General features: G+C 35.3%; 19 protein-coding genes, 1 tRNA gene and 3 pseudogenes. 6 read left to right on the top strand and 17 right to left on the bottom strand.

The window, feature by feature from the left end:
- Positions 1 to 16 precede the first annotated feature (16 nt).
- The 10 genes and pseudogenes from ispE to RHABOEDO_RS03565 form a co-directional block, all read right to left on the bottom strand.
- Positions 17 to 877, bottom strand: coding sequence for a 4-(cytidine 5'-diphospho)-2-C-methyl-D-erythritol kinase (ispE, locus tag RHABOEDO_RS03605; protein WP_215217248.1), 861 nt, complete (start codon positions 875 to 877; stop codon positions 17 to 19).
- A gap of 6 nt (positions 878 to 883) precedes the next feature.
- Positions 884 to 1,351: a 50S ribosomal protein L9 gene (rplI, locus tag RHABOEDO_RS03600; protein WP_215217247.1), complete on the bottom strand. Its 468-nt coding sequence runs from the start codon at positions 1,349 to 1,351 to the stop codon at positions 884 to 886.
- Positions 1,352 to 1,362: 11 nt separating this feature from the next.
- The gene (gene rpsR, locus RHABOEDO_RS10725) at positions 1,363 to 1,620 is read right to left on the bottom strand and encodes a 30S ribosomal protein S18 (RefSeq protein WP_245397591.1); all 258 of its coding nucleotides are present in this window, start codon (positions 1,618 to 1,620) and stop codon (positions 1,363 to 1,365) included.
- Positions 1,609 to 1,932, bottom strand: a pseudogene (gene rpsF / locus RHABOEDO_RS03595) (30S ribosomal protein S6); the annotation flags it as partial. The gene rpsR and the pseudogene rpsF, both read right to left, overlap by 12 nt.
- 32 nt (positions 1,933 to 1,964) lie before the next feature.
- Positions 1,965 to 2,564, bottom strand: coding sequence for an aminoacyl-tRNA hydrolase (gene pth / locus RHABOEDO_RS03590; RefSeq protein ID WP_220017781.1), 600 nt, complete (start codon positions 2,562 to 2,564; stop codon positions 1,965 to 1,967).
- Between the two features lie 19 nt (positions 2,565 to 2,583).
- Positions 2,584 to 3,144, bottom strand: coding sequence for a 50S ribosomal protein L25/general stress protein Ctc (locus tag RHABOEDO_RS03585; RefSeq protein ID WP_215217245.1), 561 nt, complete (start codon positions 3,142 to 3,144; stop codon positions 2,584 to 2,586).
- A gap of 43 nt (positions 3,145 to 3,187) precedes the next feature.
- Entirely contained in the window at positions 3,188 to 4,105 is a 918-nt protein-coding gene (locus tag RHABOEDO_RS03580; protein ID WP_215217244.1) for a ribose-phosphate diphosphokinase, read from the bottom strand.
- A gap of 25 nt (positions 4,106 to 4,130) precedes the next feature.
- A tRNA-Gln gene (locus tag RHABOEDO_RS03575) sits at positions 4,131 to 4,202 on the bottom strand.
- A gap of 412 nt (positions 4,203 to 4,614) precedes the next feature.
- Complete coding sequence (locus tag RHABOEDO_RS03570; protein ID WP_215217243.1) at positions 4,615 to 4,896, bottom strand: transposase; 282 nt, start codon at positions 4,894 to 4,896, stop codon at positions 4,615 to 4,617.
- Between the two features lie 27 nt (positions 4,897 to 4,923).
- Positions 4,924 to 5,493: pseudogene (locus tag RHABOEDO_RS03565) on the bottom strand (IS5 family transposase); the annotation flags it as partial.
- Between the two features lie 75 nt (positions 5,494 to 5,568).
- Between RHABOEDO_RS03565 and RHABOEDO_RS03560 the strand changes: the two are divergent.
- Positions 5,569 to 6,582 (top strand): IS30 family transposase, encoded by a 1,014-nt coding sequence (locus RHABOEDO_RS03560; RefSeq protein ID WP_215216525.1) that lies wholly within the window; start codon positions 5,569 to 5,571, stop codon positions 6,580 to 6,582.
- A gap of 57 nt (positions 6,583 to 6,639) precedes the next feature.
- Here RHABOEDO_RS03560 and RHABOEDO_RS10720 read toward each other — a convergent pair.
- The 3 genes and pseudogenes from RHABOEDO_RS10720 to RHABOEDO_RS03540 form a co-directional block, all read right to left on the bottom strand.
- Positions 6,640 to 6,892 (bottom strand): annotated as a pseudogene (locus tag RHABOEDO_RS10720) (helix-turn-helix domain-containing protein); the annotation flags it as partial.
- 47 nt (positions 6,893 to 6,939) lie between these two features.
- On the bottom strand, positions 6,940 to 7,359 hold the full coding sequence (locus RHABOEDO_RS03545; RefSeq protein WP_256439904.1) for a transposase: 420 nt from the start codon (positions 7,357 to 7,359) through the stop codon (positions 6,940 to 6,942).
- A gap of 98 nt (positions 7,360 to 7,457) precedes the next feature.
- Positions 7,458 to 7,760, bottom strand: a complete 303-nt coding sequence (locus tag RHABOEDO_RS03540) for a helix-turn-helix domain-containing protein (protein ID WP_215216793.1) — start codon at positions 7,758 to 7,760, stop codon at positions 7,458 to 7,460.
- Between the two features lie 545 nt (positions 7,761 to 8,305).
- On the opposite strand from RHABOEDO_RS03540, the gene RHABOEDO_RS11430 reads away from it, so the two are divergent.
- Genes RHABOEDO_RS11430 through RHABOEDO_RS03525 form a run of 3 tightly spaced genes read left to right on the top strand, consistent with a single transcriptional unit; the run spans position 8,306 to position 10,448 of the window.
- Positions 8,306 to 8,461 (top strand): DUF5993 family protein, encoded by a 156-nt coding sequence (locus RHABOEDO_RS11430; RefSeq protein ID WP_350339698.1) that lies wholly within the window; start codon positions 8,306 to 8,308, stop codon positions 8,459 to 8,461.
- Between the two features lie 2 nt (positions 8,462 to 8,463).
- On the top strand, positions 8,464 to 8,991 hold the full coding sequence (locus RHABOEDO_RS03530) for a disulfide bond formation protein B (RefSeq protein ID WP_215216791.1): 528 nt from the start codon (positions 8,464 to 8,466) through the stop codon (positions 8,989 to 8,991).
- An 8-nt stretch (positions 8,992 to 8,999) separates the two neighbouring features.
- Positions 9,000 to 10,448 (top strand): glycogen synthase, encoded by a 1,449-nt coding sequence (locus tag RHABOEDO_RS03525; protein ID WP_215216790.1) that lies wholly within the window; start codon positions 9,000 to 9,002, stop codon positions 10,446 to 10,448.
- Here RHABOEDO_RS03525 and RHABOEDO_RS03520 read toward each other — a convergent pair.
- The 3 genes from RHABOEDO_RS03520 to RHABOEDO_RS03510 all read right to left on the bottom strand — a co-directional run bounded on the left by RHABOEDO_RS03520 (position 10,431) and on the right by RHABOEDO_RS03510 (position 12,723).
- Positions 10,431 to 11,024: a CDP-alcohol phosphatidyltransferase family protein gene (locus RHABOEDO_RS03520; RefSeq protein ID WP_215216789.1), complete on the bottom strand. Its 594-nt coding sequence runs from the start codon at positions 11,022 to 11,024 to the stop codon at positions 10,431 to 10,433. The genes RHABOEDO_RS03525 and RHABOEDO_RS03520 overlap by 18 nt on opposite strands.
- Positions 11,025 to 11,106: 82 nt before the next feature.
- Positions 11,107 to 12,141, bottom strand: a complete 1,035-nt coding sequence (rlmN, locus tag RHABOEDO_RS03515; RefSeq protein ID WP_215216788.1) for a dual-specificity RNA methyltransferase RlmN — start codon at positions 12,139 to 12,141, stop codon at positions 11,107 to 11,109.
- 318 nt (positions 12,142 to 12,459) lie between these two features.
- The gene (locus RHABOEDO_RS03510) at positions 12,460 to 12,723 is read right to left on the bottom strand and encodes a hypothetical protein (RefSeq protein WP_220017777.1); all 264 of its coding nucleotides are present in this window, start codon (positions 12,721 to 12,723) and stop codon (positions 12,460 to 12,462) included.
- 193 nt (positions 12,724 to 12,916) lie between these two features.
- On the opposite strand from RHABOEDO_RS03510, the gene glyS reads away from it, so the two are divergent.
- Complete coding sequence (glyS, locus tag RHABOEDO_RS03505) at positions 12,917 to 15,883, top strand: glycine--tRNA ligase subunit beta (protein WP_215216786.1); 2,967 nt, start codon at positions 12,917 to 12,919, stop codon at positions 15,881 to 15,883.
- 64 nt (positions 15,884 to 15,947) lie between these two features.
- Positions 15,948 to 16,949, top strand: coding sequence for a dipeptidase (locus tag RHABOEDO_RS03500; protein ID WP_215216785.1), 1,002 nt, complete (start codon positions 15,948 to 15,950; stop codon positions 16,947 to 16,949).
- Here the strand turns inward: RHABOEDO_RS03500 and dnaG are convergent.
- Positions 16,916 to 18,697: a DNA primase gene (gene dnaG, locus RHABOEDO_RS03495; RefSeq protein WP_215216784.1), complete on the bottom strand. Its 1,782-nt coding sequence runs from the start codon at positions 18,695 to 18,697 to the stop codon at positions 16,916 to 16,918. The two genes, RHABOEDO_RS03500 and dnaG, sit on opposite strands and share 34 nt — an antisense overlap.
- Between the last annotated feature and the right edge of the window lie 23 nt (positions 18,698 to 18,720).

Here is an 18,720-nt window from a genome sequence, read left to right as displayed (position 1 = left end):
GCTTAAAGTTTAAATATTATTGATACCAATAGCCTAGCTTTCTTTGTAAAAAATGCACAGGATAAAAAACGACTCCTGGTGATTCTAGTGTTTCTAAAGATCCAAAGCAGATAAAAGTGGTACCACTTCCTGTCATAGACACTTGTGTAAACCCCATCGCTAAAAGCTGATGTTTGATGACTCGTAATTCCGGCTTTAAATCAAAGGCTGCTGGCTCCAAATCATTCCTTAAAATGAATTTACCTTGGAGCGTATCGGATAAAGCTTGAGCACTATCCCAATGCGTTAACTTACTCGCATCGCATTTTTGGTAGACTGCAGTAGTGGATAAGCCAAATTGAGGCGTTGCTAACCAGAAATGAGTGCTCGGCAAGTGGGTTATCTGCTGTATAATCTCCCCTTTTCCTTGGCAATAAGCAGTTCCTTGCGAAAAGAAAAAAGCCATATCAGAACCTAATTCAGCAGCCCAAAGAGCTAACTGATTTTCTTCAAATTGGTAATGGGAAAGCTGGTTAAGAGCCCACAGAGTCGTTGCTGCATTACTGCTTCCTCCCCCTAAACCCGCTTGCAAAGGAATATTCTTTTGTAAGCGAATAGATAACTTCTGATTCCAACCTGTTTTCTGACGAAATAAAGATACGGCTTGCCAAATGAAATTTCCTTGCAGGTCACAGAGATGATTCAAATTACAATGAAAAAGGTCTTCCTCAGCTAAAGAAATAGAGATGGTATCTGATAAATTAATGGCTTGATAAAGAGAGGAAATTTGATGATATTGATCTTGTCTTCGATGATGTATACGAAAAAACAAATTAACTTTAGCAGGGGAAAGCAGCGTGAGCGCTTGATCTTTCCCCTTAAAATTTTTTAGGTTCAAGAGACTCTAGACCTCTTTAATCACATGCAACGTAAATTGTGCAGGCACATTTTCTTTAAGAGCAAGAGAAATTTTATATGTTCCTAACTCTTTAATAGTTGGAGTTAAAACGTTACGGCGATCTAATAAAATTTGCTCGTTTTCTTGCAGTAAAAGTACAATATCTTGGGGTTTTACAGATCCATACATATGACCATCAGGATCTACCTTCACAAAAATTTCCAAAGACTTTCCTTCTAAGTTTTTAGCAACTAACTCAGATTCTTCACGATCTAAGTTTGCTTGCTGCTCTCTTTGTTCCTTAAGATTTGCTTGGTTGCGCAGTGTGCGCTTATCGGGGAAAACCGCTCTACCTGTAGGGATCAGATAATTCCACGCATAGCCAGGCTTCACATGTACAATATCTCCGCTACGTCCAAGCTGTTCGACATCTTTCAAAAGTAGTAATTGACTACGTTGACGTTGGTTACGCATACATCTTCCTTTTAGTCTTGTGCGACAAATGGTAAAAGGGCCATATGTCTTGATTGTTTGATCGCTTGAGCTAATTTACGTTGGTAATAAGCAGATACACCGGTAATTCTTCTTGGAATGATTTTACCGCGCTCTGTAATAAAACGAACTAATGTTTCAACATCTTTATAATCAATATGGCGCACCCCAGCTGATTTAAAAGGACATTGCTTGTTTTTTTTTGCAAAAGGCTTCTCAACCGTTTGTTTTTCTTCATAACTAAACTCTATTTTTTCAGGAACGTTATCTGCTCTAAGAGTCATAAAGCGGATAAGATCTTCATTTAAATGATACTCTCTCCAAATTTCTTTGAAATAGCATGTATCAATTGTAAAATATATTACGTAATAATATCCCTCACGTCGCTTATTGATTTCATAAGCTAGTTTTTTACGACCTTGATCAAAAATCTTATGTTCTACCCCACCACGCTCTAAAATACCGTTTGTAATTTTCTCAAGCGCTTTTTGTCTAGCTTCCTCGCTTAGTGTAGCGCTTAAAACGTATATTCCTTCGTAGAGTTGGCTTTTTTGTTTAGCCATTTTTTTCTCCTATAAGTTTAAACTTAAATGATTTATCTATTTTTGCAATCTGGATAACTATGGGCCAATTGCATACTTGGAGCTATTCCTTTCACAATCCATTCCCTTAAGACCAAGGTAGTAAAAGGGAGCAACTTTTCTAGTATTTTTTGTTGTTCTTTAGTGAATTTTCCCAATACATAATCAGATAAATCTTCTTCTAATTGTGGAAAATCCACACCAACTCTCAATCTAGCGAATTCTTCAGTAACTAAACTTAAAGATACGCTTTTTAACCCGTTATGCCCTCCAGAAGATCCCTTCATTCGCATTCTCATCTTTCCTAAAGCAATTGTGATATCATCACAAACAACCAATACCTTTTCTTTTGCAATAGAAAAGCATTGCATGCAGCTCTTTATCGATTCACCACTTACGTTCATAAATGTCATAGGCTTCAATAAGATAACCTGCTTCTTTTGTATACAACCTTGAGCCAAAGATCCACAAATCTGCACTGATTCACGAAAAACAAGGCCGTGATGATTAGCAAAAAAGTCAATCGCTTTAAACCCTACATTATGCCTGGTATTTTTATACTTTTCACCAGAATTTCCCAGTCCAACAATTAAATGTTTTTCCGTTTCTCTCAATGTTAAAACTCTTCTTAAATTAGCGTTTTGCAATAACAGCTACAACGTCATGCTCTTTTGCTAGAATAGTTACATCACTTGATATTCCTTGCAAATCTTTCACACGTAAAGAATTCCCAATATTAGCGTTTTTTACATCTACATCGAATTTTGTAGGAATATGTTTTGGTTGACATTTCACTTTCACATGACGCATTACCTGACGCACAACTCCCCCCAATTTGACCCCAATACATTCCATGGTTCCTATGCAATTAACAGGTACTTTTACATGTACATCTACACCATCTATTAACTCTTCAAAATCAATGTGTGAAACTTTATAGGTAATTACGTGATATTGAATTTCTTTAATAATAGCCTGACACTCTTCTACCCCATCACTTAAGGTAAAAACAGTTGTTGGTAAGTGGCCTGGTTGCATTTGTCTTAATACTGTATCAAATTCTTGACCACTAACGATTAGGCTCGCAGGCTCTTTTTTTAAAGAATAGATAACAGCAGGAATATCCCCTACGGATCGAATCTGTTTTACTTCGCTTTTTTTCTGGCTAAAACGAGGTTTCACTACAAGCTTCATAATAAATTACTCCAAATTTCTAAGGTATTTCCTTAAGATAAAATTAAAACCGTGTAAAAAGTGAGGAAATAGATTTAGCATTAACAATTGATCGTATTGCTTCTGCAAACAAAGGTGCTACTGAGACCACTTCCACATTGCAATTAGGAGTTGGCACAGTATTGCTCATAATTATCCTTTCAATCCCACTATTTTCAAATCTTCCTATAAATAATCCATGTGTAACAGCTGCAAAAACTAAGCTAGCCCCAGCTCTTTTGCAAACTAAAGCTGCTTTTTTGAGAGTCTCCCCGGTTGAGCACATATCATCTACGAGCAAAACACGCTTCTGATGAACATCTCCAATTAAAGCAGATTCCACTTCATTTGCATTTACACGTCGTTTATCAATGACTGCAAAATCAATATTTAATTTTTCTGCAAAAGCACAAGCTAATTTAATACTACCGATATCAGGCGTCACTATTTGATTAGGCTGTAATTTCCGAACAGCATCTACTAATGCCGGACGTGCATAAAGATTATCGACAGGAATATCGAAGAACCCTTGAATTTGCTCTGTATGCAGATCCATTGTTAATATACGCGTTACACCAGATCGTTGCAGAAGATCTGCAACAAGTTTTGCTGTAATCGGCTCTCTTCCCATCCCTCTTCGATCTTGACGCGCATACCCAAAATAAGGGATCACGGCAATAATAGAGCGAGCGGATGAGCGCTTTAATGCATCAACAAAAATCAACAGTTCCATGAGATAGGAATTTGGATGGCGTGCCATTGATTGCACAACGAACACATCCTTACCACGGACACTCTCTAAAATAGAGATGCCTATCTCGCCATCTGGAAAAGTCTCAATAAGAGTTTTTCCTAAATCAATTTCCAAGCTTTTTGCAATTTGCTCTGCAAGCTCTCTATGAGAAGTTCCTGCAAACAACATAAAAGAATTGCTCGAAGACATGAACATTGCTTTAAGTTAAATTAATTTGGGGTGGAAGGATTCGAACCTCCGAATGGCGGTACCAAAAACCGCTGCCTTACCACTTGGCGACACCCCAGTATCTATAAACAGAACGAAGATTAGTTTTTTGGAGATTAAAAAGCAACTTTAAATAGATCTTTTCCCAGATAATGATCTGCTTATGCAGCATTTACGCTTGACTTAAAAAAAGATCTTTAAATAAGGTTTTTGCTTGTTAAAGTATTTTTTAAAAAAAATTAAAGACTAGAATCTCCAGTTCAAACCCATGTTTATAGGAGTTACGCAGTTGAATAAATTTTAAAAAGACTCTAATAGACATGCCATAATTGCACACAAAGAAGGGGTTACTCCTTAAACGGAGTAAGTTAAACTTTCCAATATAAAGAGATTTTTTTAAATCTAAAAACCGCTCATTAAAGAGCAAAAAAAATTAGGAGCAACCCATGAAGTGTTATATTGGACTAGATGTATACTCGTTTGTTTTTAAATTAAGATTTAACTAAGCAAAATTTCCTAGATAAAAGAGGCTGCAATTCTTCCCGATATTTAGGAACGTTTTCAAAAAAGGCATAAATTGCCGTCTTGAAATCTAAGAATTTTTCATAATATCGATTATTGCGAACTTTTTTATTCATGAATCGCCAAAGGCGTTCAATCAGATTGAGATCGGGAGAATAAGGAGGCAAGAATTTGATTTCTAATCTGGATGTTTTTAGGTAATTTGCAACAATTTTTGACCTATAGTAGGCAGCATTATCGCATATAACCACAATTCTTTAGACCTCTTTCAAAACCCATTAACATAGCTCCAGATTATAAATGCCCGCAATTAGATTGAACCGAAGACCAAACCTTTTTCGTCTATTTCTATAACGATCAGCTAAAATTTTGAATCGCTTAAGCAGACCAATAGCATTTTCATTAATTACACGTTCTTTGGAAAGGAATTGATTATTTTTTTTGTCTTGTTTTGTTAAAGGATTTTTCTTGCTTCTTCTTTTAGGCATTTGGGTTTTAGCATGAAGCTTTTTAAGTCCTCGATACCCTCCATCTGTTAGAAGGTTTATTTCGGAATGAAACTTGATTTTAGAATCCTTAAATATCCTAAAATCATGTCTTCTACCTTTGGAAAAAAAGGTACAAATAATCTTTTTTGTATCCTTGCTCATTACAAGCTGCGTCTTTAAGGTGTGCCTTTTCTTCTTCCCCGAGTAAAAATGTTTTTGTTTGTTTTTAGGGCGCTCTATTGGTGTTTCTGTGGCATCTATTAAAATAACATCATATTCCATATCGCTTTTTAATAGCTCTTTACGTCCAGGCAGTGCAAATAGGGGATGTTTTATCAGGGTGTATTCTACCCATTTTATTGTTTAGTCTTTTCAAGTTTGAAGTGCACAGAAGAATTAAAAAAAGAATAGGCAGGCGATGAAAGAATCTCTATTGTGATTTTTAACAATCAAACACAAGGAGAGACCTTGCCTAAAGGCTACCATCACCTAACCTATGACCAAAGATGTCAGATTTATATTTTAAAAGCTAGAGGAGATACATCTAGCTCAATAGCAAACATTCTAAAAGTTCATCATAGCACTATTAGTAGGGAACTTAAGAGAAATAAAGGGCAACGAGGATACCGTCATCAGCAAGCTCAAGAAAAAGCATTTCTTAGAAAAAATTCTCAGCCCAATAAAAAAATGACTCCTCAAATAGTTACCCGTATTGAAGAAAAAATCAAGTTGCAATGGAGCCCTATACAAATATCCGGATGGCTTAAAAGACATGGTAAAGAACATGTTAGTCATGAGACCATCTATAATCATATCTGGAAAGATAAACGACAGGGAGGACAGCTTTATAGAGAGCTCCGTCATCGAGGGAAAAAATATAACAAGCAGAGAAAGGGAGCTTCTGGAAGAGGGAACATGCCTGGTCGTATAGATATTAAGCAACGGCCTTGTATTGTAGAAAAAAAGACTCGTTTAGGAGACTGGGAACTAGATACAGTCATAGGGGCAGGACATAAAGGCGTAATTGTATCAATGGTAGAAAGAACTTCCAAGCTAACTAAGCTCGCCAAAGTTTCTCATAAAACTGCAGAGGAAGTAAGTCAAGCGTTAATTGAACAACTTAAACCTATCAAAGATTTTGTACACACATTAACAGCAGACAACGGAAAAGAATTTGCCTATCACCAAATGGTTAGTTTCGAGCTAGAGACAGACTTCTACTTTGCAACGCCCTACCATTCTTGGGAAAGAGGCTTAAATGAGCATACAAACGGACTAGTTAGGCAATATTTTCCTAAAACACAAAGCTTTTTAGATACGACTTCCAAGGATATAGAAAGGGTGGAAACTTTACTAAATAACAGACCTAGAAAGGCTCTCAACTTCGAAACTCCACTAGAAGTGTTTACGAGATTATCTACAAACATGCTATGCTCGGGTGCACAATAGATGTTTTTTCAAGTATTTATATGTTCTTTTTTGTGCACTTCAAGGTTGAAAGGGCCTTTTATAAGCTGTACTTTCACTGATATTATAGCTCTGGCTTATGTGAAAATAGGTTCTATACTCTCTTAGATACTCTAAGGTCATCAGTAACATGTCTTCTATTTTTAATTTATTGACGCGGCCTCCTCGGGCTTTTTTCTCTTTGTGACTTATCTTCCAAAATCAAGCTCATTTGATCAAATGTGCTACGTTTTAATCCGGTTAATCTTCGGAATTTCTCGTTGTCTAAACTTTTTGCTTTTTCAATTTTCATCATGCCCTTACGTATTTTTAAGGGCATTATTTTATACAAGGGCTTTTTTATTTCCTGGTTTTGAAAGAGCTCTTTTGTGCAAAAGGATACTTTTCTTCCCATTTTTTAAACAAATCAAGAGTAGATTGCGCATTGATAGAGTCGGAAGAAAGAGTTGTAACTTCTAAGCGCTTTACATCTAAGGCTCCATTGATATTAATACGTTTACGTCCTGTGTTCGTTAGCAATATAGCTTTAGATCCTTTTTCATACCATCCATAAGAGGGTTTGGAATTGTGTTGAGGATGAACCCCATCTAGATAAAGCAGTTGATCTGTTTGAGCGAATTCTTTTTCTAGTTTTTGTAATTCTTGTGAAAAAAGCTTTTTTGCTTCCTCATTCACTTTTCCAGGAATCAGCTTAGGTTTTTTATAGGTGAAGTTTAAGCGGTGCAGTAAAGAAACCATAGCTGATGGCGTATAATATATAGTGGTTCCGATTCAATCGCATAGAAAAATTAGGATTAACGACAAGTTTCAAGTCGTTGACTTAAATCCCATTAAGTTAGCCGTTTGAATTAGCACTACTATATTCCAAAGCGGTCTTTGGCAAAATTAATCACTTGTTTAGCCGAATGGGGTGCTTCTTCTTTTACATAGATTTTTAGTTGCTCAAGCTGATTTTGACTGAGCCAGCAAACCTTTCCTGTATAGTTCAAATTTAGTAAGGCTTCTTTTCCGTCTTTTGAATAGATTTTATAATAACGTCTTATCGTATCGTCATCTAGGAGTAAAGCATGTGCTACTTGTGGGCATGTCCACCCTTCATCTAACAATAAAATAGATTTGATTCCATCGCATAGCCTTTTATTCCGTTCATGGCAATGCATTTCAGTATAACCAATCTAATTTCTCAGTCGCCCATACTTCTCTTATCTCACTACGTCCTCAAGTACATTTTTCAGACCGCCAATAATCACAGCTAGCTTCTTCCGGTATAACGTCCTGTGCTTGTTCAAAAAAGTTATGAGCTTCTGCATGTAAGTGGTCTTGACTGCATAAAACATGTTACGATAATATCATGAAGGCTATATAGTTGATTGCGCGCCTTTCTTGGGTCTGGTAATTTCGAAAAATGCATCATAATAGATGAAGAATGAATGAATCCTTCCATTTTATACTCCTTATGAAAAAGGACTATCGATCTTGTATACCGAGAGAAGATTTTAAAATTACTCTTTTAATGTCCTGTGCCCTGGCCCTGGGGGTAGGAATGTAGGATATGAGATATAAATAATTTATTATTTTAATTTTGTATAATAATTTTATTATCTACAAAGACCAACTCTCGTACTACAAGCTGGTTTTTCAGAAAGTTAAGTTGATTAAAAAAAACAAATAGATTAATTCTTTCATAAAGAAGTGGTGAATACTGATGATGGTTTTGTTGTTTTTTATTTTTATGATTACGATCTTGTTCATTTGGAAAGGCTATCGAAAAGTAGGGATTGGCTTAACTCTAATCAATCTTGTTTTCTGCCTCTTTATGTTATGGCACCATGCAACAGATATTCTTAAGATCCGGATTTGAGTATGTATAAATTGGAACGCACTTTATTAGAACGCAGTTTGAATACCATTTGGGCATTTGTGATTTGTGGTGTGCTTTTAGGTGGCTATTCCGTGCAATTTCTCAAACATGAACTACCTTGTCCTCTTTGTTTATTACAACGTTTAAGCATGATTGGAGTAGCTATGGGTCCTTTACTAAACTTACGCTTTGGTATTTATCCAGCTCATTATGCAGTTTCGATTTTAAGCGCACTTTTTGGAGGATTTGTTTCTTTAAGACAAATATCTCTTCATATTTGTCCTGGATTCTCGTCATTTGGAGAACCTGTTCTTGGCTTAGAACTATACACTTGGGCTTTAGTTGTCTTTGCTTGTTCTGTTTTTGTATCTGCAATTATGCTCTTTCTTCACACAACATCTCCTCAGCACATACAAAAAACGCAAATGAACACATTTGAAAATATGGGTTTTTGGCTTGTGTTGTTTATGACTGCAGCAAATGTTATTACAATATTTCAAGAATGTGGCCTTAGCGCTTGTACAGGCTAAAATCATCTATGCACATTATACACATTGCTTCAGAACTCACCCCCATTGCTAAAGCAGGAGGATTAGCCGATGTTGTGTATGGAATTTGTCAAGAAACTTTGAAACTCGGACACATAACAGAAGTTATTCTACCAAAATATGACTGTATTAATTGCAAATACCTAACGGATCTAAAAGTAGAGCAGAAAGACATCTGGATGTTTGTGGGCTCTCATCGTTATAACAATACGATTTGGTCAGCTAGTTTAGGCGAATTAAAAATTTTTCTAATAGAATCGGATCATCCAGAATACTTGTACCATCGTGGTGTTATTTATGGATGTTCTGATGATATCGATCGCTTTATCTATTTTTCTTGCGTAGCTATGCAATATTTGCTGCAATTAGGAAAACAACCCGATATTCTACATTTACATGATTGGCACACTTCTTTAATTGCTCTTTTATGCCAGAAAAATAACTACAAATTAGGAAAGAGTGTTTTAACCATTCACAATTTAGCACATCAAGGAATCTGTTCTATAAATACTCTTTTAGATAAAGATTTTTTAAAAGGTCTTGGTTTTTCTGATTCTTTGAATTTATTAGAAATAGGAATTGTATATGCTGATTGCATAGCTATCGTTTCTTCTAATTATCAAAAAGAAATTCAAACGCCTGAAGGAGGATGTGGGTTAGATCTAGTTTTACGAGCGTCTCAAAAGAAGTTAGTAAGTATTTTAAATGGTATTGACCAAGACTATTGGAACCCGGCTAAAGATCCCTATCTTAAAAAAAATTATCACATAAACGAGTTAGAAAATGTTCTAAAAGCCAAACTGATAAACAAATGTTTTTTACAAAAGCATCTATCCCTTGCTCAAGAAAATGTCCCTTTGGTTTCTTGCATTACTAGGCTTGTTCCTCAAAAAGGTCCCAACTTAATTGAATATAGCATTCTACGTACTCTAGAATTAGGAGGACAGTTTGTTCTTCTTGGTTCGGTTTCTCAATCAAATAATGATATAAGAGAGCAGTTTATTTCCTTACAAGAAAAATATAAGGATAACAACAGAGTGGCTATTTTACTCATCAATGATGAAGAGTTAGCTCATCTGATTTTTGCAGCCTCTGATTTATTTATTATTCCCTCTTTATTTGAACCGTGTGGTCTTACACAAATGATAGCTATGCATTATGGAACAATTCCTATTGCTAGAATGACAGGAGGTCTTGTAGATACGGTCTTTGATGTTGATACCTCGGATAAACCCTTTGAAGAACGTAATGGCTTTACTTTTGAATTTCCTGATTGGCAAGGATTGAATTGGGCCTTAGAAAGAGCGATTACTTGCTATAACGATCACAAGAAATGGCAACAAATCATGAAAGCTGGTCTTATCTACGATTCTAGTTGGGAGAAAAGCGCTAAACAATACGTATGTATATATGAAGAACTTTTATCTTTTAAGTCCTAATGCTTTTTGAATATAAGCCCTATTGGCCAATATGTATTCACATCCTGAATAAAGGGTATAAATAACCCCTATACTTACGCTATAAACACTTAATTTCCGTAATAAACTCAATTCTAAATAGCCAAGGGAATAAGGAATGAGCATTACAAGAATAAAGAAAATAATTACTGCTTGCACAACCGCTTTAATTTTGCCTGAAAGACGAGCTGCTAGAGCAAATCCTCTTAGCCCACATAAAGCTCTAAGTGTACTAATCACAATATCTCGATAAAAAAAGATGCACACAAGCAACAAAGGGAGCTGTATTACCCCTTGGGTAAAAGCTAAAAAAACTGAAAGACGAAAAATACTATCCGCCATTGGATCCAGCAGTTTTCCTAAATCTGTAACTTTATTATATCTACGAGCTAATAACCCATCAAATACATCTGAAACCTCTGATAACACGGTTAAGCACAACAAAACATAAGGCAAAGCAAGTAGTGTAAATCCCAATTGATCATAGTACAGATAAAGAACAACAAATATAGGCCCTAGTAAAATACGCAATAATGTGAGTATGAGCGCTATGCTCATTTATCCCCCTTTAATCTAAAACTTCGTGTCTTTTTAGAGTAATGGTACCCTATGTCTGTCTTTTTTGAAAAGAAAGCTCTATTCACTTTTGCAAGGCTAGTTGTCCACAAGCTGCTGCAATGTCTTTTCCTTTTGTATAACGCCAGGTGGTGACAATATTAGATGAGAGTAAAATTTCTCGAAAGGCTTCAATGACTTCCTTTTCAGGACGTTGCAACCGAACTTTTTCAATAGGGTTATAAGGAATTAAATTTACGCTGCATTGTTGACCTTTAAGTAAAGCGGCTAATTTTTTAGCCTGCTCTATACTGTCGTTGATATTGCGAATTAAGGTATATTCGTAAGTTACATCTCGTTTGGTTATTCTAGCAAAATTTCCCACAGCTGCTAAAATATCTTCTAGGGGGTACTTACGTGCATAAGGGATAATTTTTTGCCTAATATGCTGATTGGGAGCATGCAAAGAAAGCACTAGATTGGTTTTTAAACCCTCGTTAGAGAAACGATTAATTCCTTCCACTACGCCTACTGTAGAAACAGTAATCCGTCTTTGAGAGAGTGCCAATCGATTAGGATCAATTAATAAACGAATGGTTTCTACAACCGCTTCATAGTTTTCAAAAGGCTCTCCCATACCCATAAAAACAACATGAGATACCTTCTCTTGCCTTTCAAATAACCAAAGATCAATTTGGTACACTTGTTCAAAAATCTCCACCGCGGTTAAGTTGCGTTTTAACCCTTCTTTTCCTGAAGCGCAGAAAGCACAACGAGCAGGACAACCCACCTGCGAAGAAACGCATACAGTACGTCTACCCTCAGAGCAAATAAGAACCGATTCTACGAGCATGTTATCGGAAAGCTGCCATAAAAATTTAACGGTTTCTCGATCCTCTGAAAGGACCTCGCGTTTTTTTACTAGCTGTATTACTAGTAAATTTTCTTTTAGATAAGAACGTAGATCTAAAGGCAAATTGGTCATTTGATCCCAACGGGATTGCCTTAGCTTGTATACCCAATTAAAGATTTGAGAAGCATGGAAGGATTTATACCCTTCTAAGGATAAATTAGAACGTAGTTTTTCTAGGGGTAATGTGTGAACGGAAGAAAGAGGCATTTAAATTATCGTTTTGGGTATTTGCAGATACTTTACTCATTTTTCGTATTTTTTTAATACCTTTATCCAGTTGAGAACTTCTTAATTCATGATCTTCTCGGTTTTCACGAAGATTTTTTGAGATTACATGTGTAAGTTTATTCAAAGATCTTGAGCATTCCATGCTGAACTGAATAAAGTTAACATGTACTAATGGCTGTAAAAGATGCATTGCTTTCATAGTATCCCCCATGTATTTATTACCCTTTATTATAGTTTAATAAATCTTTAAAATCAATTTAATAATCTAAGTCTAAAACAAATAAGGACTTATAGGTTCTAGTTTAAACTTTTAATCCCTTCTCTTGTAACCTTTTTAAACCTCTTCTTTTTTTTGCACACAAATTTTGAGGTAGGCTCTCTTGTTCTTGATGATATTTTTGAAAACGTATTGCTTTCTTCTTTTTTCTCATTCCTAGGGTTTCTGAGGGTAGATTTTGTGGTTGCTTTTGCAAGGATAGAGGCAAATATACCGCTGGATGAATATTCATAAGCCCTCCATAGCTCAACTTTAACATATTTTAACGAAAATTTTAAAAACAATTTAAATTATGTACTATTTATCTAAATCAATAATTAGCAAATACATAGTAGGAAATACTTATTTTTGAACTACTTAACAATAAGTAGATCATAATTTAAAGTTACATAATTAGATAATAAAAAAACACATAAAAAATAACCTCTTATTATACAATGAACTAATTACACCTTAATATATCTAGTTAAATTTTTTATGTTAACCTTTGAGCAAATCATTGAGCGACTTAATACCTTTTGGGTTAAACAAAACTGCATTATTCATCAAGGATATGATTTAGAGGTTGGAGCTGGGATATTTAATCCTGCTACATTTTTGCGCTGTCTGGGTAAAGAGCCTTACAGAGCAGCTTATGTAGAATCGTGTCGTAGACCAAAAGATGCAAAAGATAAAGATCCACATCGACTTCAGATGTCTCATCAATATCAAGTTTTCATCAAACCACCCCCAACCGATACACGTACTCTATATCTACAATCTCTTTTTGCATTAAACCTGGATGTTAAAAAACACGATATTCGATTTGTACATAATGATTGGGAAATCTCTTCATTAGGTATTTCCGGATTAGGATGGAAGATTTGGTGTAATGGAATGAAAATCACCCAATTTACCTATTTACAAACAGTGGGAGACATTGCATTAAAACCAATTAGTGTAGAGATCACCTATGATTTAGAAAGACTCGCTCTATTCCTTCAAAATAAGACTGCAATTTTTGATATACAATACAACCATCTTTTTACTCTTCGCGACCTATTTTTACAAAATGAAGTGGAATGGAGTCATTATCATCTTACGGAAGCCTCTGTTCCTATGTGGCTGCGTCATTTTAGTGATTATGAGCAAGAGATTAAAAATCTAATAAAAAACAATCTTCCTATTCCAGCTTATGATTTTGTGATTAAAGCATCTCATGTTTTTAATTTGTTAGATGCAAGAGGTGCTATTTGCTTTACTCAAAGAAATAGCTATATTAGAAAAATCCGAAATCTAACCCACCTAGTTGCTAAAGCTATTCTTTCCAGACAAGTTTGTTTAACAACCCCTTTTATAAGTACAAAGTTTATTATACAAAAAAATCCTTGTTTCAACCCAAAAAATACACGGGATTTTCTTTTAGAAATTGGTTCAGAACAACTACCTGCGAGTTTTGTACCCATTGGCTGCCTATATCTAGAAAATGCCATGCGCAATTTGTTAGAAACCTCTGGATTAGAATTTGAAGAGCTGCAGATATTTGGAACCCCTCAACGCCTAAGTATTTTGGTAAAGGATCTTGTAGAAGGAACGGAATCCGTGGAAGAACAAATAAAAGGACCTTCAATAACTGTAGCTTTCGATAAGAAAGGTAATTTAACAAGAGAAGGCAAGGGGTTTTTACAAGCTTGTAATATTGCCTTTTGTACTTTAGCTGAAGTATTGCAAGAAGAAACACAAAACTTGTATTTTATGTCTATGGGTGGCATTCAATACCTAATTGCTACCATTTATGTAAAAGGTAGCTCTACCTATGCGCTTCTACAAAAACAGCTACCGTCTTTGATTATGAATATAGCCTTCCCCAAGAAAATGTATTGGGAAGATCCATCTATTAGGTATGCTCGTCCTATTCGATGGATTCTTGCTTTATTTGGGACCCAAGTGGTGTCTTTTAATCTAGGCAGGATTCAATCCGGGAACTTTTCCTTTGGCCATTTTCAACTTAAGCCTACTTATATTGAAATCAAACATCCAAAATATTATCTTTCTGATTTAAAAAATCACTGCGTTCTAGCAGATATAGAAGAAAGAAAACAACACATTGAAAAACAAATTAAAATCTTAGAACAACAAATAAAAGGATATGCAATAGAGCAGAATAAAGTACTTCCAGAGGTATTGCATCTTACAGAATGGCCTACCTTAATGCTGGGATTTTTTGATGCTAAATTTCTAAGAATTCCTCAAGAAGTACTTATTTCACAAATTATAAAATACCGCAAATATTTTCCTATCACTGATCGTCATAATCAACTAATGAATGCTTTTATTATTACAATTGATAATCAACCCAACCCAATGATTCAACTGGGCAATGAAAAGGAACTTCTTTTCCGTTTGTCTAATAGAGCTATTCTTTATGAAAAAGAAGTTCATATTCCACTTGAGTTAAGTTATTATAAACTACAAGAAATAAGTTATCAGAAAAATTGTAAAAATCTTTGGAATAAAGTAGAAAGGCTAACTCTAATAGCAATAATGCTTCATCAGTACTTAGAAGTCGCAGAATATACACACGTACAAAGAGCTGCTCTTTTAAGTAAGTCCGACCTTTGCTCTGCACTTGTGAATGAGTTTTCTGATTTGCAAGGTATTATTGGTAAATATTATGCTCTAGCGCAAAATGAACAACACCAAGTAGCAATAGCTCTTGAAGAACAATGGATGCCTAGATCAAAATGCGATGCCGTTCCTAAAACTCCGACCGGCATTATACTAAGTCTATCAGATAAAATAGACGATCTTATTAGTTCCTATAGCACCTCTAGGGATCTTTATCCTTTACGTAAACAGGCAATGGGTATTATTCGAATCCTGTTAAAAAATAAAATGAGTTGTAACTTGCAAGTTTTATTATTAAAAGCCTGTCAGGTATTTTCTATCATAAATAAAAAAAAAGCCACGCAAGCAATTATCACTTTCATCAATACTCGCAAGAAATTGATCTTTGAAGAATTAGGCTTTAGAAAAGATGAAATTGATGCCATTATAAGGATAAGCCCTTATGACCCTTTTGATCAATTATGTAGATTAGAAGCTTTTTGTAGCTTTCGCAAATCTAAAAAAAGCCTCTTTTGCTTTATTAAAACCTATAGACGCATTAAAGGATACACCCAGAATGATTCCCCTGCTTTTCAGCAAAAGCTTATGATTGAACCTGCTGAGAAAAAAATTCTTCAAGAATATATTCTAATTCATAAATGCTGGCCAAAAATCCTACAGAAAAAACAGTATCTAGAAGCGTTCAAATTACTAGCAGAATTGCAAAATCCTTTAGAAAAATTTTTCAAAACTATAATCATCCTTACAAATGATCCAGTTCTGCGTGGAAATAGGATTGCTCTTTTAAAGAAATTCATTAAATTATTTGAATCCTTAATGGATTTCAGCAAATTCTAAGTCTTTAATTCTTGCTGAATTTATTGGGGAAAACCATACTGGTGAAAACCTAAGGTATTTTGAGATGCATTTACCCATTTTTGACTTACATAACGATTTACTTTCTTTCCTGGTCGAGCAAGAAAATAGATCTTTCTTAGATCCCCTTTCTCGTTGTTCTTATTTGCAAATGAAACAAGGAGGTATAAAAACCCAGGTACTTGCCATTTTTACAAAAAAAGCGCTAAATAGCATTGATTTAGCTCAAAAACAAAGCGAAAAACTACAGTGGCTATGCAAAGAGCATCCCTCCTATTTTTCTCCTATTTCCCAGAAAGCTTCACCAACAGCCATATCCACAATTGCAGCTTTTGAAGGAGCCTCTGGATTTGCAAATGAAGAAGAACCTCTTACTATGAGTTTGCAAAGACTGGCCAGTTATCAAAGTAGAATCGGTCCTCTTCTTTACATTGGTATTACTTGGAATGAAGAAAATCGCTTTGGAGGAGGCTCTGATACTTCTATCGGTCTAAAACCCGATGGGATTCATTTACTAGAATGGCTAGACAACCGTAAAATTGCCATTGATTTAAGTCATGCTTCTGATGCTTTAGCTTGTGATATTTTAACCAAAATTGATCAAAATAATTGGCGTATCCCCCTCATTGCCAGCCATTGTAATTTTCGCAAAGTTCACTTTGCTACTCGTAATCTTCCCGATGAGCTGGTACATGAGATCATTCATAGAAAGGGTCTTATCGGATTGAACTTTTTTGCTCCTTTTGTTCACCAAGAAGAACCTAATGGCTTAATCCAACATGTAGAATATGCGCTTACACTTAATGCAAAAGAAGCTCTTTGCTTTGGTGCTGATTTTTTCTGTGATAGAGATGCCTCTAATCTACAAGCTAAATACCCAGGGCAATCTTTTTATCACGCTCCCTATGATACAGCTGAGTGCTATCCTATTTTATTGGAAAAGCTAGCAGTAAAGTTAGAATTACCTGTTTTGCAATCTATTGCTTACGAAAATGCTAGAACTTTTTTAGATACTCAAATTTTAGGAATGAACACTTCTGGAACCTGATTTTTAAGAATATCAAACTGACGAGCTAGTTGGAGCGTTTCTTCTTCAGAATGCGTAACTGATTGAATCTCTATTCTGATTTGTTCTCTTTTTTGCATCCAATCTCTTAGGAGAATTTTATGCAAAACTTCTAGAAAACCTTCTTTTGTTTTATTTAAGTTGATTTTACGTTGTAAAAGCTCAGATAAAAGTTTTTGCTCTTCAGAATCATTTAAGCTACTGCCAATTGCTAAAAGATCAAAGCAGCTCGATTGATGCTCTGATAAGGATACATAAAGTTTCCAAGCACTTGGCACTCGAAAATGATTCTGCTTTAAATTAGCTTTGGCAATATGGATGATCTCTGGGTATTGAGAAGATCCCATTAATAACCAACGCAATAAATCAAGCTCTAAAATGCGATCCCCATCTACCTCTTGTAAACGTATCGATTCTTGTCTAGAAATAAATAGATCCGGCATACAGATCTGATCCATTCCAACACTAGCCTCTGGTACCTGCGCAATTTCAGCGAGTTTTTTTAAACTCTCATGTATTAGCACTGGTTGCTGCCAATTGTTAATTTGATCTACTATTTGATTGACTACTTGATTTTTTTGTGAAGGAACTTGCAGATCATGATCTTTTGCTAAATAAAAAAATAAGAAATTTAAATAATCTGAACTAGTCTCTAAAAGATAAGCAAAAAAGCTAGGTCCTTTTTCCCTAAGCAATAAATCGGGATCCTTTTCTTTTTCTAAAGCAACCACTCGGGTATCAATCCCATTTTTTTGAAATAGGTCCCCTATTTTTTGCGTTGCGGCTTGACCTGCTTCATCGGCATCTAAAGCCAGATAGATTTTCTTAATACCAAGCTGCAGCAGTTCCTTAACATGCTCTTCTCCAAAAGCTGTGCCTTGAGCTGCAACCACATAATCAAAACCTGTATCAATTAATCGCAAAGCATCAATTTGTCCTTCTACGAGGATTGCGGTTTGTTGCTTTGCAATTCTTATACGGCAATAACTCAATCCAAATAGCACACGAGATTTTTTAAATAAGATGGTTTCTGGGGAATTGATGTACTTCCCTCCAAATGTACTTTGTTTATATTTACGGGCGGAAAAACCAATCACAGCTCCCAAAGAATCTAGAATAGGGAAAGTAATTCTCTCGCTAAAAAAATCTCGTTTTTTTTCTCCAGATACTTTGATTAGACCAGCTTGTAGCATGATGTCCTCTTCAATGCCACATGTCTGTAAATACTGGATCAATAAACTATAGTGTTGCGGTGCATACCCTATTTGAAAACGACGAATAAACTGCAAAGGTATCCCTCTTTCATATAAATAGTTAAGAGCTTCTATTCCTTCTTCTGTATATAATAATAAATAATGATATAACTCGCTTGCAGAAGCCAAGGCCGTTTTTAATGCAATTTTATTAGGGGTTTTTGTATTTCCTTTTTCCTCTTCCTTCTCTAAATGCACTTGAAAACGCTCCGCAAGACTTTCTACCGCTTCGGTAAATGACATCCTTACATGGGTCATTAAAAAAGAAATAGCGTCTCCATGAGCTCCACATCCAAAGCAATGGTAATGAGCACTGCCTTTTTGCATGATAAAAGAAGGCGTTCTTTCCTCATGAAAAGGACATAGTGTTTTATAAGTAGATCCACTTCTTTGAAAAGTAAGGTGAGCTGACAATACTTCGAATAAATCAATTTTATGACGGAGCATTTCCAAACTGCTTGTAGTAAATAAAGGCATAAGCTTCGTAGCAAAAAATTTAT

It is taken from the genome of Candidatus Rhabdochlamydia oedothoracis (genome assembly GCF_019453995.1).
GTDB classification, from domain to species: domain Bacteria; phylum Chlamydiota; class Chlamydiia; order Chlamydiales; family Rhabdochlamydiaceae; genus Rhabdochlamydia; species Rhabdochlamydia oedothoracis.
Note: the sequence above shows the minus strand (reverse complement) of the source record. Positions and strands in the feature narration are given on the sequence as shown.

Bases quoted from the DNA above. Each gene is read 5' to 3' on its own strand.
- rplI (WP_215217247.1), bottom strand. From the start codon at position 1,351: ATGCGTAACCAACGTCAACGTAGTCAATTACTACTTTTGAAAGATGTC.
- RHABOEDO_RS03585 (WP_215217245.1), bottom strand. From the start codon at position 3,144: ATGAAGCTTGTAGTGAAACCTCGTTTTAGCCAGAAAAAAAGCGAAGTA.
- RHABOEDO_RS03580 (WP_215217244.1), bottom strand. From the start codon at position 4,105: ATGTCTTCGAGCAATTCTTTTATGTTGTTTGCAGGAACTTCTCATAGA.
- RHABOEDO_RS03540 (WP_215216793.1), bottom strand. From the start codon at position 7,760: ATGCATTGCCATGAACGGAATAAAAGGCTATGCGATGGAATCAAATCT.
- RHABOEDO_RS11430 (WP_350339698.1), top strand. From the start codon at position 8,306: ATGATGGTTTTGTTGTTTTTTATTTTTATGATTACGATCTTGTTCATT.
- RHABOEDO_RS03530 (WP_215216791.1), top strand. From the start codon at position 8,464: ATGTATAAATTGGAACGCACTTTATTAGAACGCAGTTTGAATACCATT.
- RHABOEDO_RS03525 (WP_215216790.1), top strand. From the start codon at position 9,000: ATGCACATTATACACATTGCTTCAGAACTCACCCCCATTGCTAAAGCA.
- RHABOEDO_RS03520 (WP_215216789.1), bottom strand. From the start codon at position 11,024: ATGAGCATAGCGCTCATACTCACATTATTGCGTATTTTACTAGGGCCT.
- rlmN (WP_215216788.1), bottom strand. From the start codon at position 12,141: ATGCCTCTTTCTTCCGTTCACACATTACCCCTAGAAAAACTACGTTCT.
- glyS (WP_215216786.1), top strand. From the start codon at position 12,917: ATGTTAACCTTTGAGCAAATCATTGAGCGACTTAATACCTTTTGGGTT.
- RHABOEDO_RS03500 (WP_215216785.1), top strand. From the start codon at position 15,948: ATGCATTTACCCATTTTTGACTTACATAACGATTTACTTTCTTTCCTG.
- dnaG (WP_215216784.1), bottom strand. From the start codon at position 18,697: ATGCCTTTATTTACTACAAGCAGTTTGGAAATGCTCCGTCATAAAATT.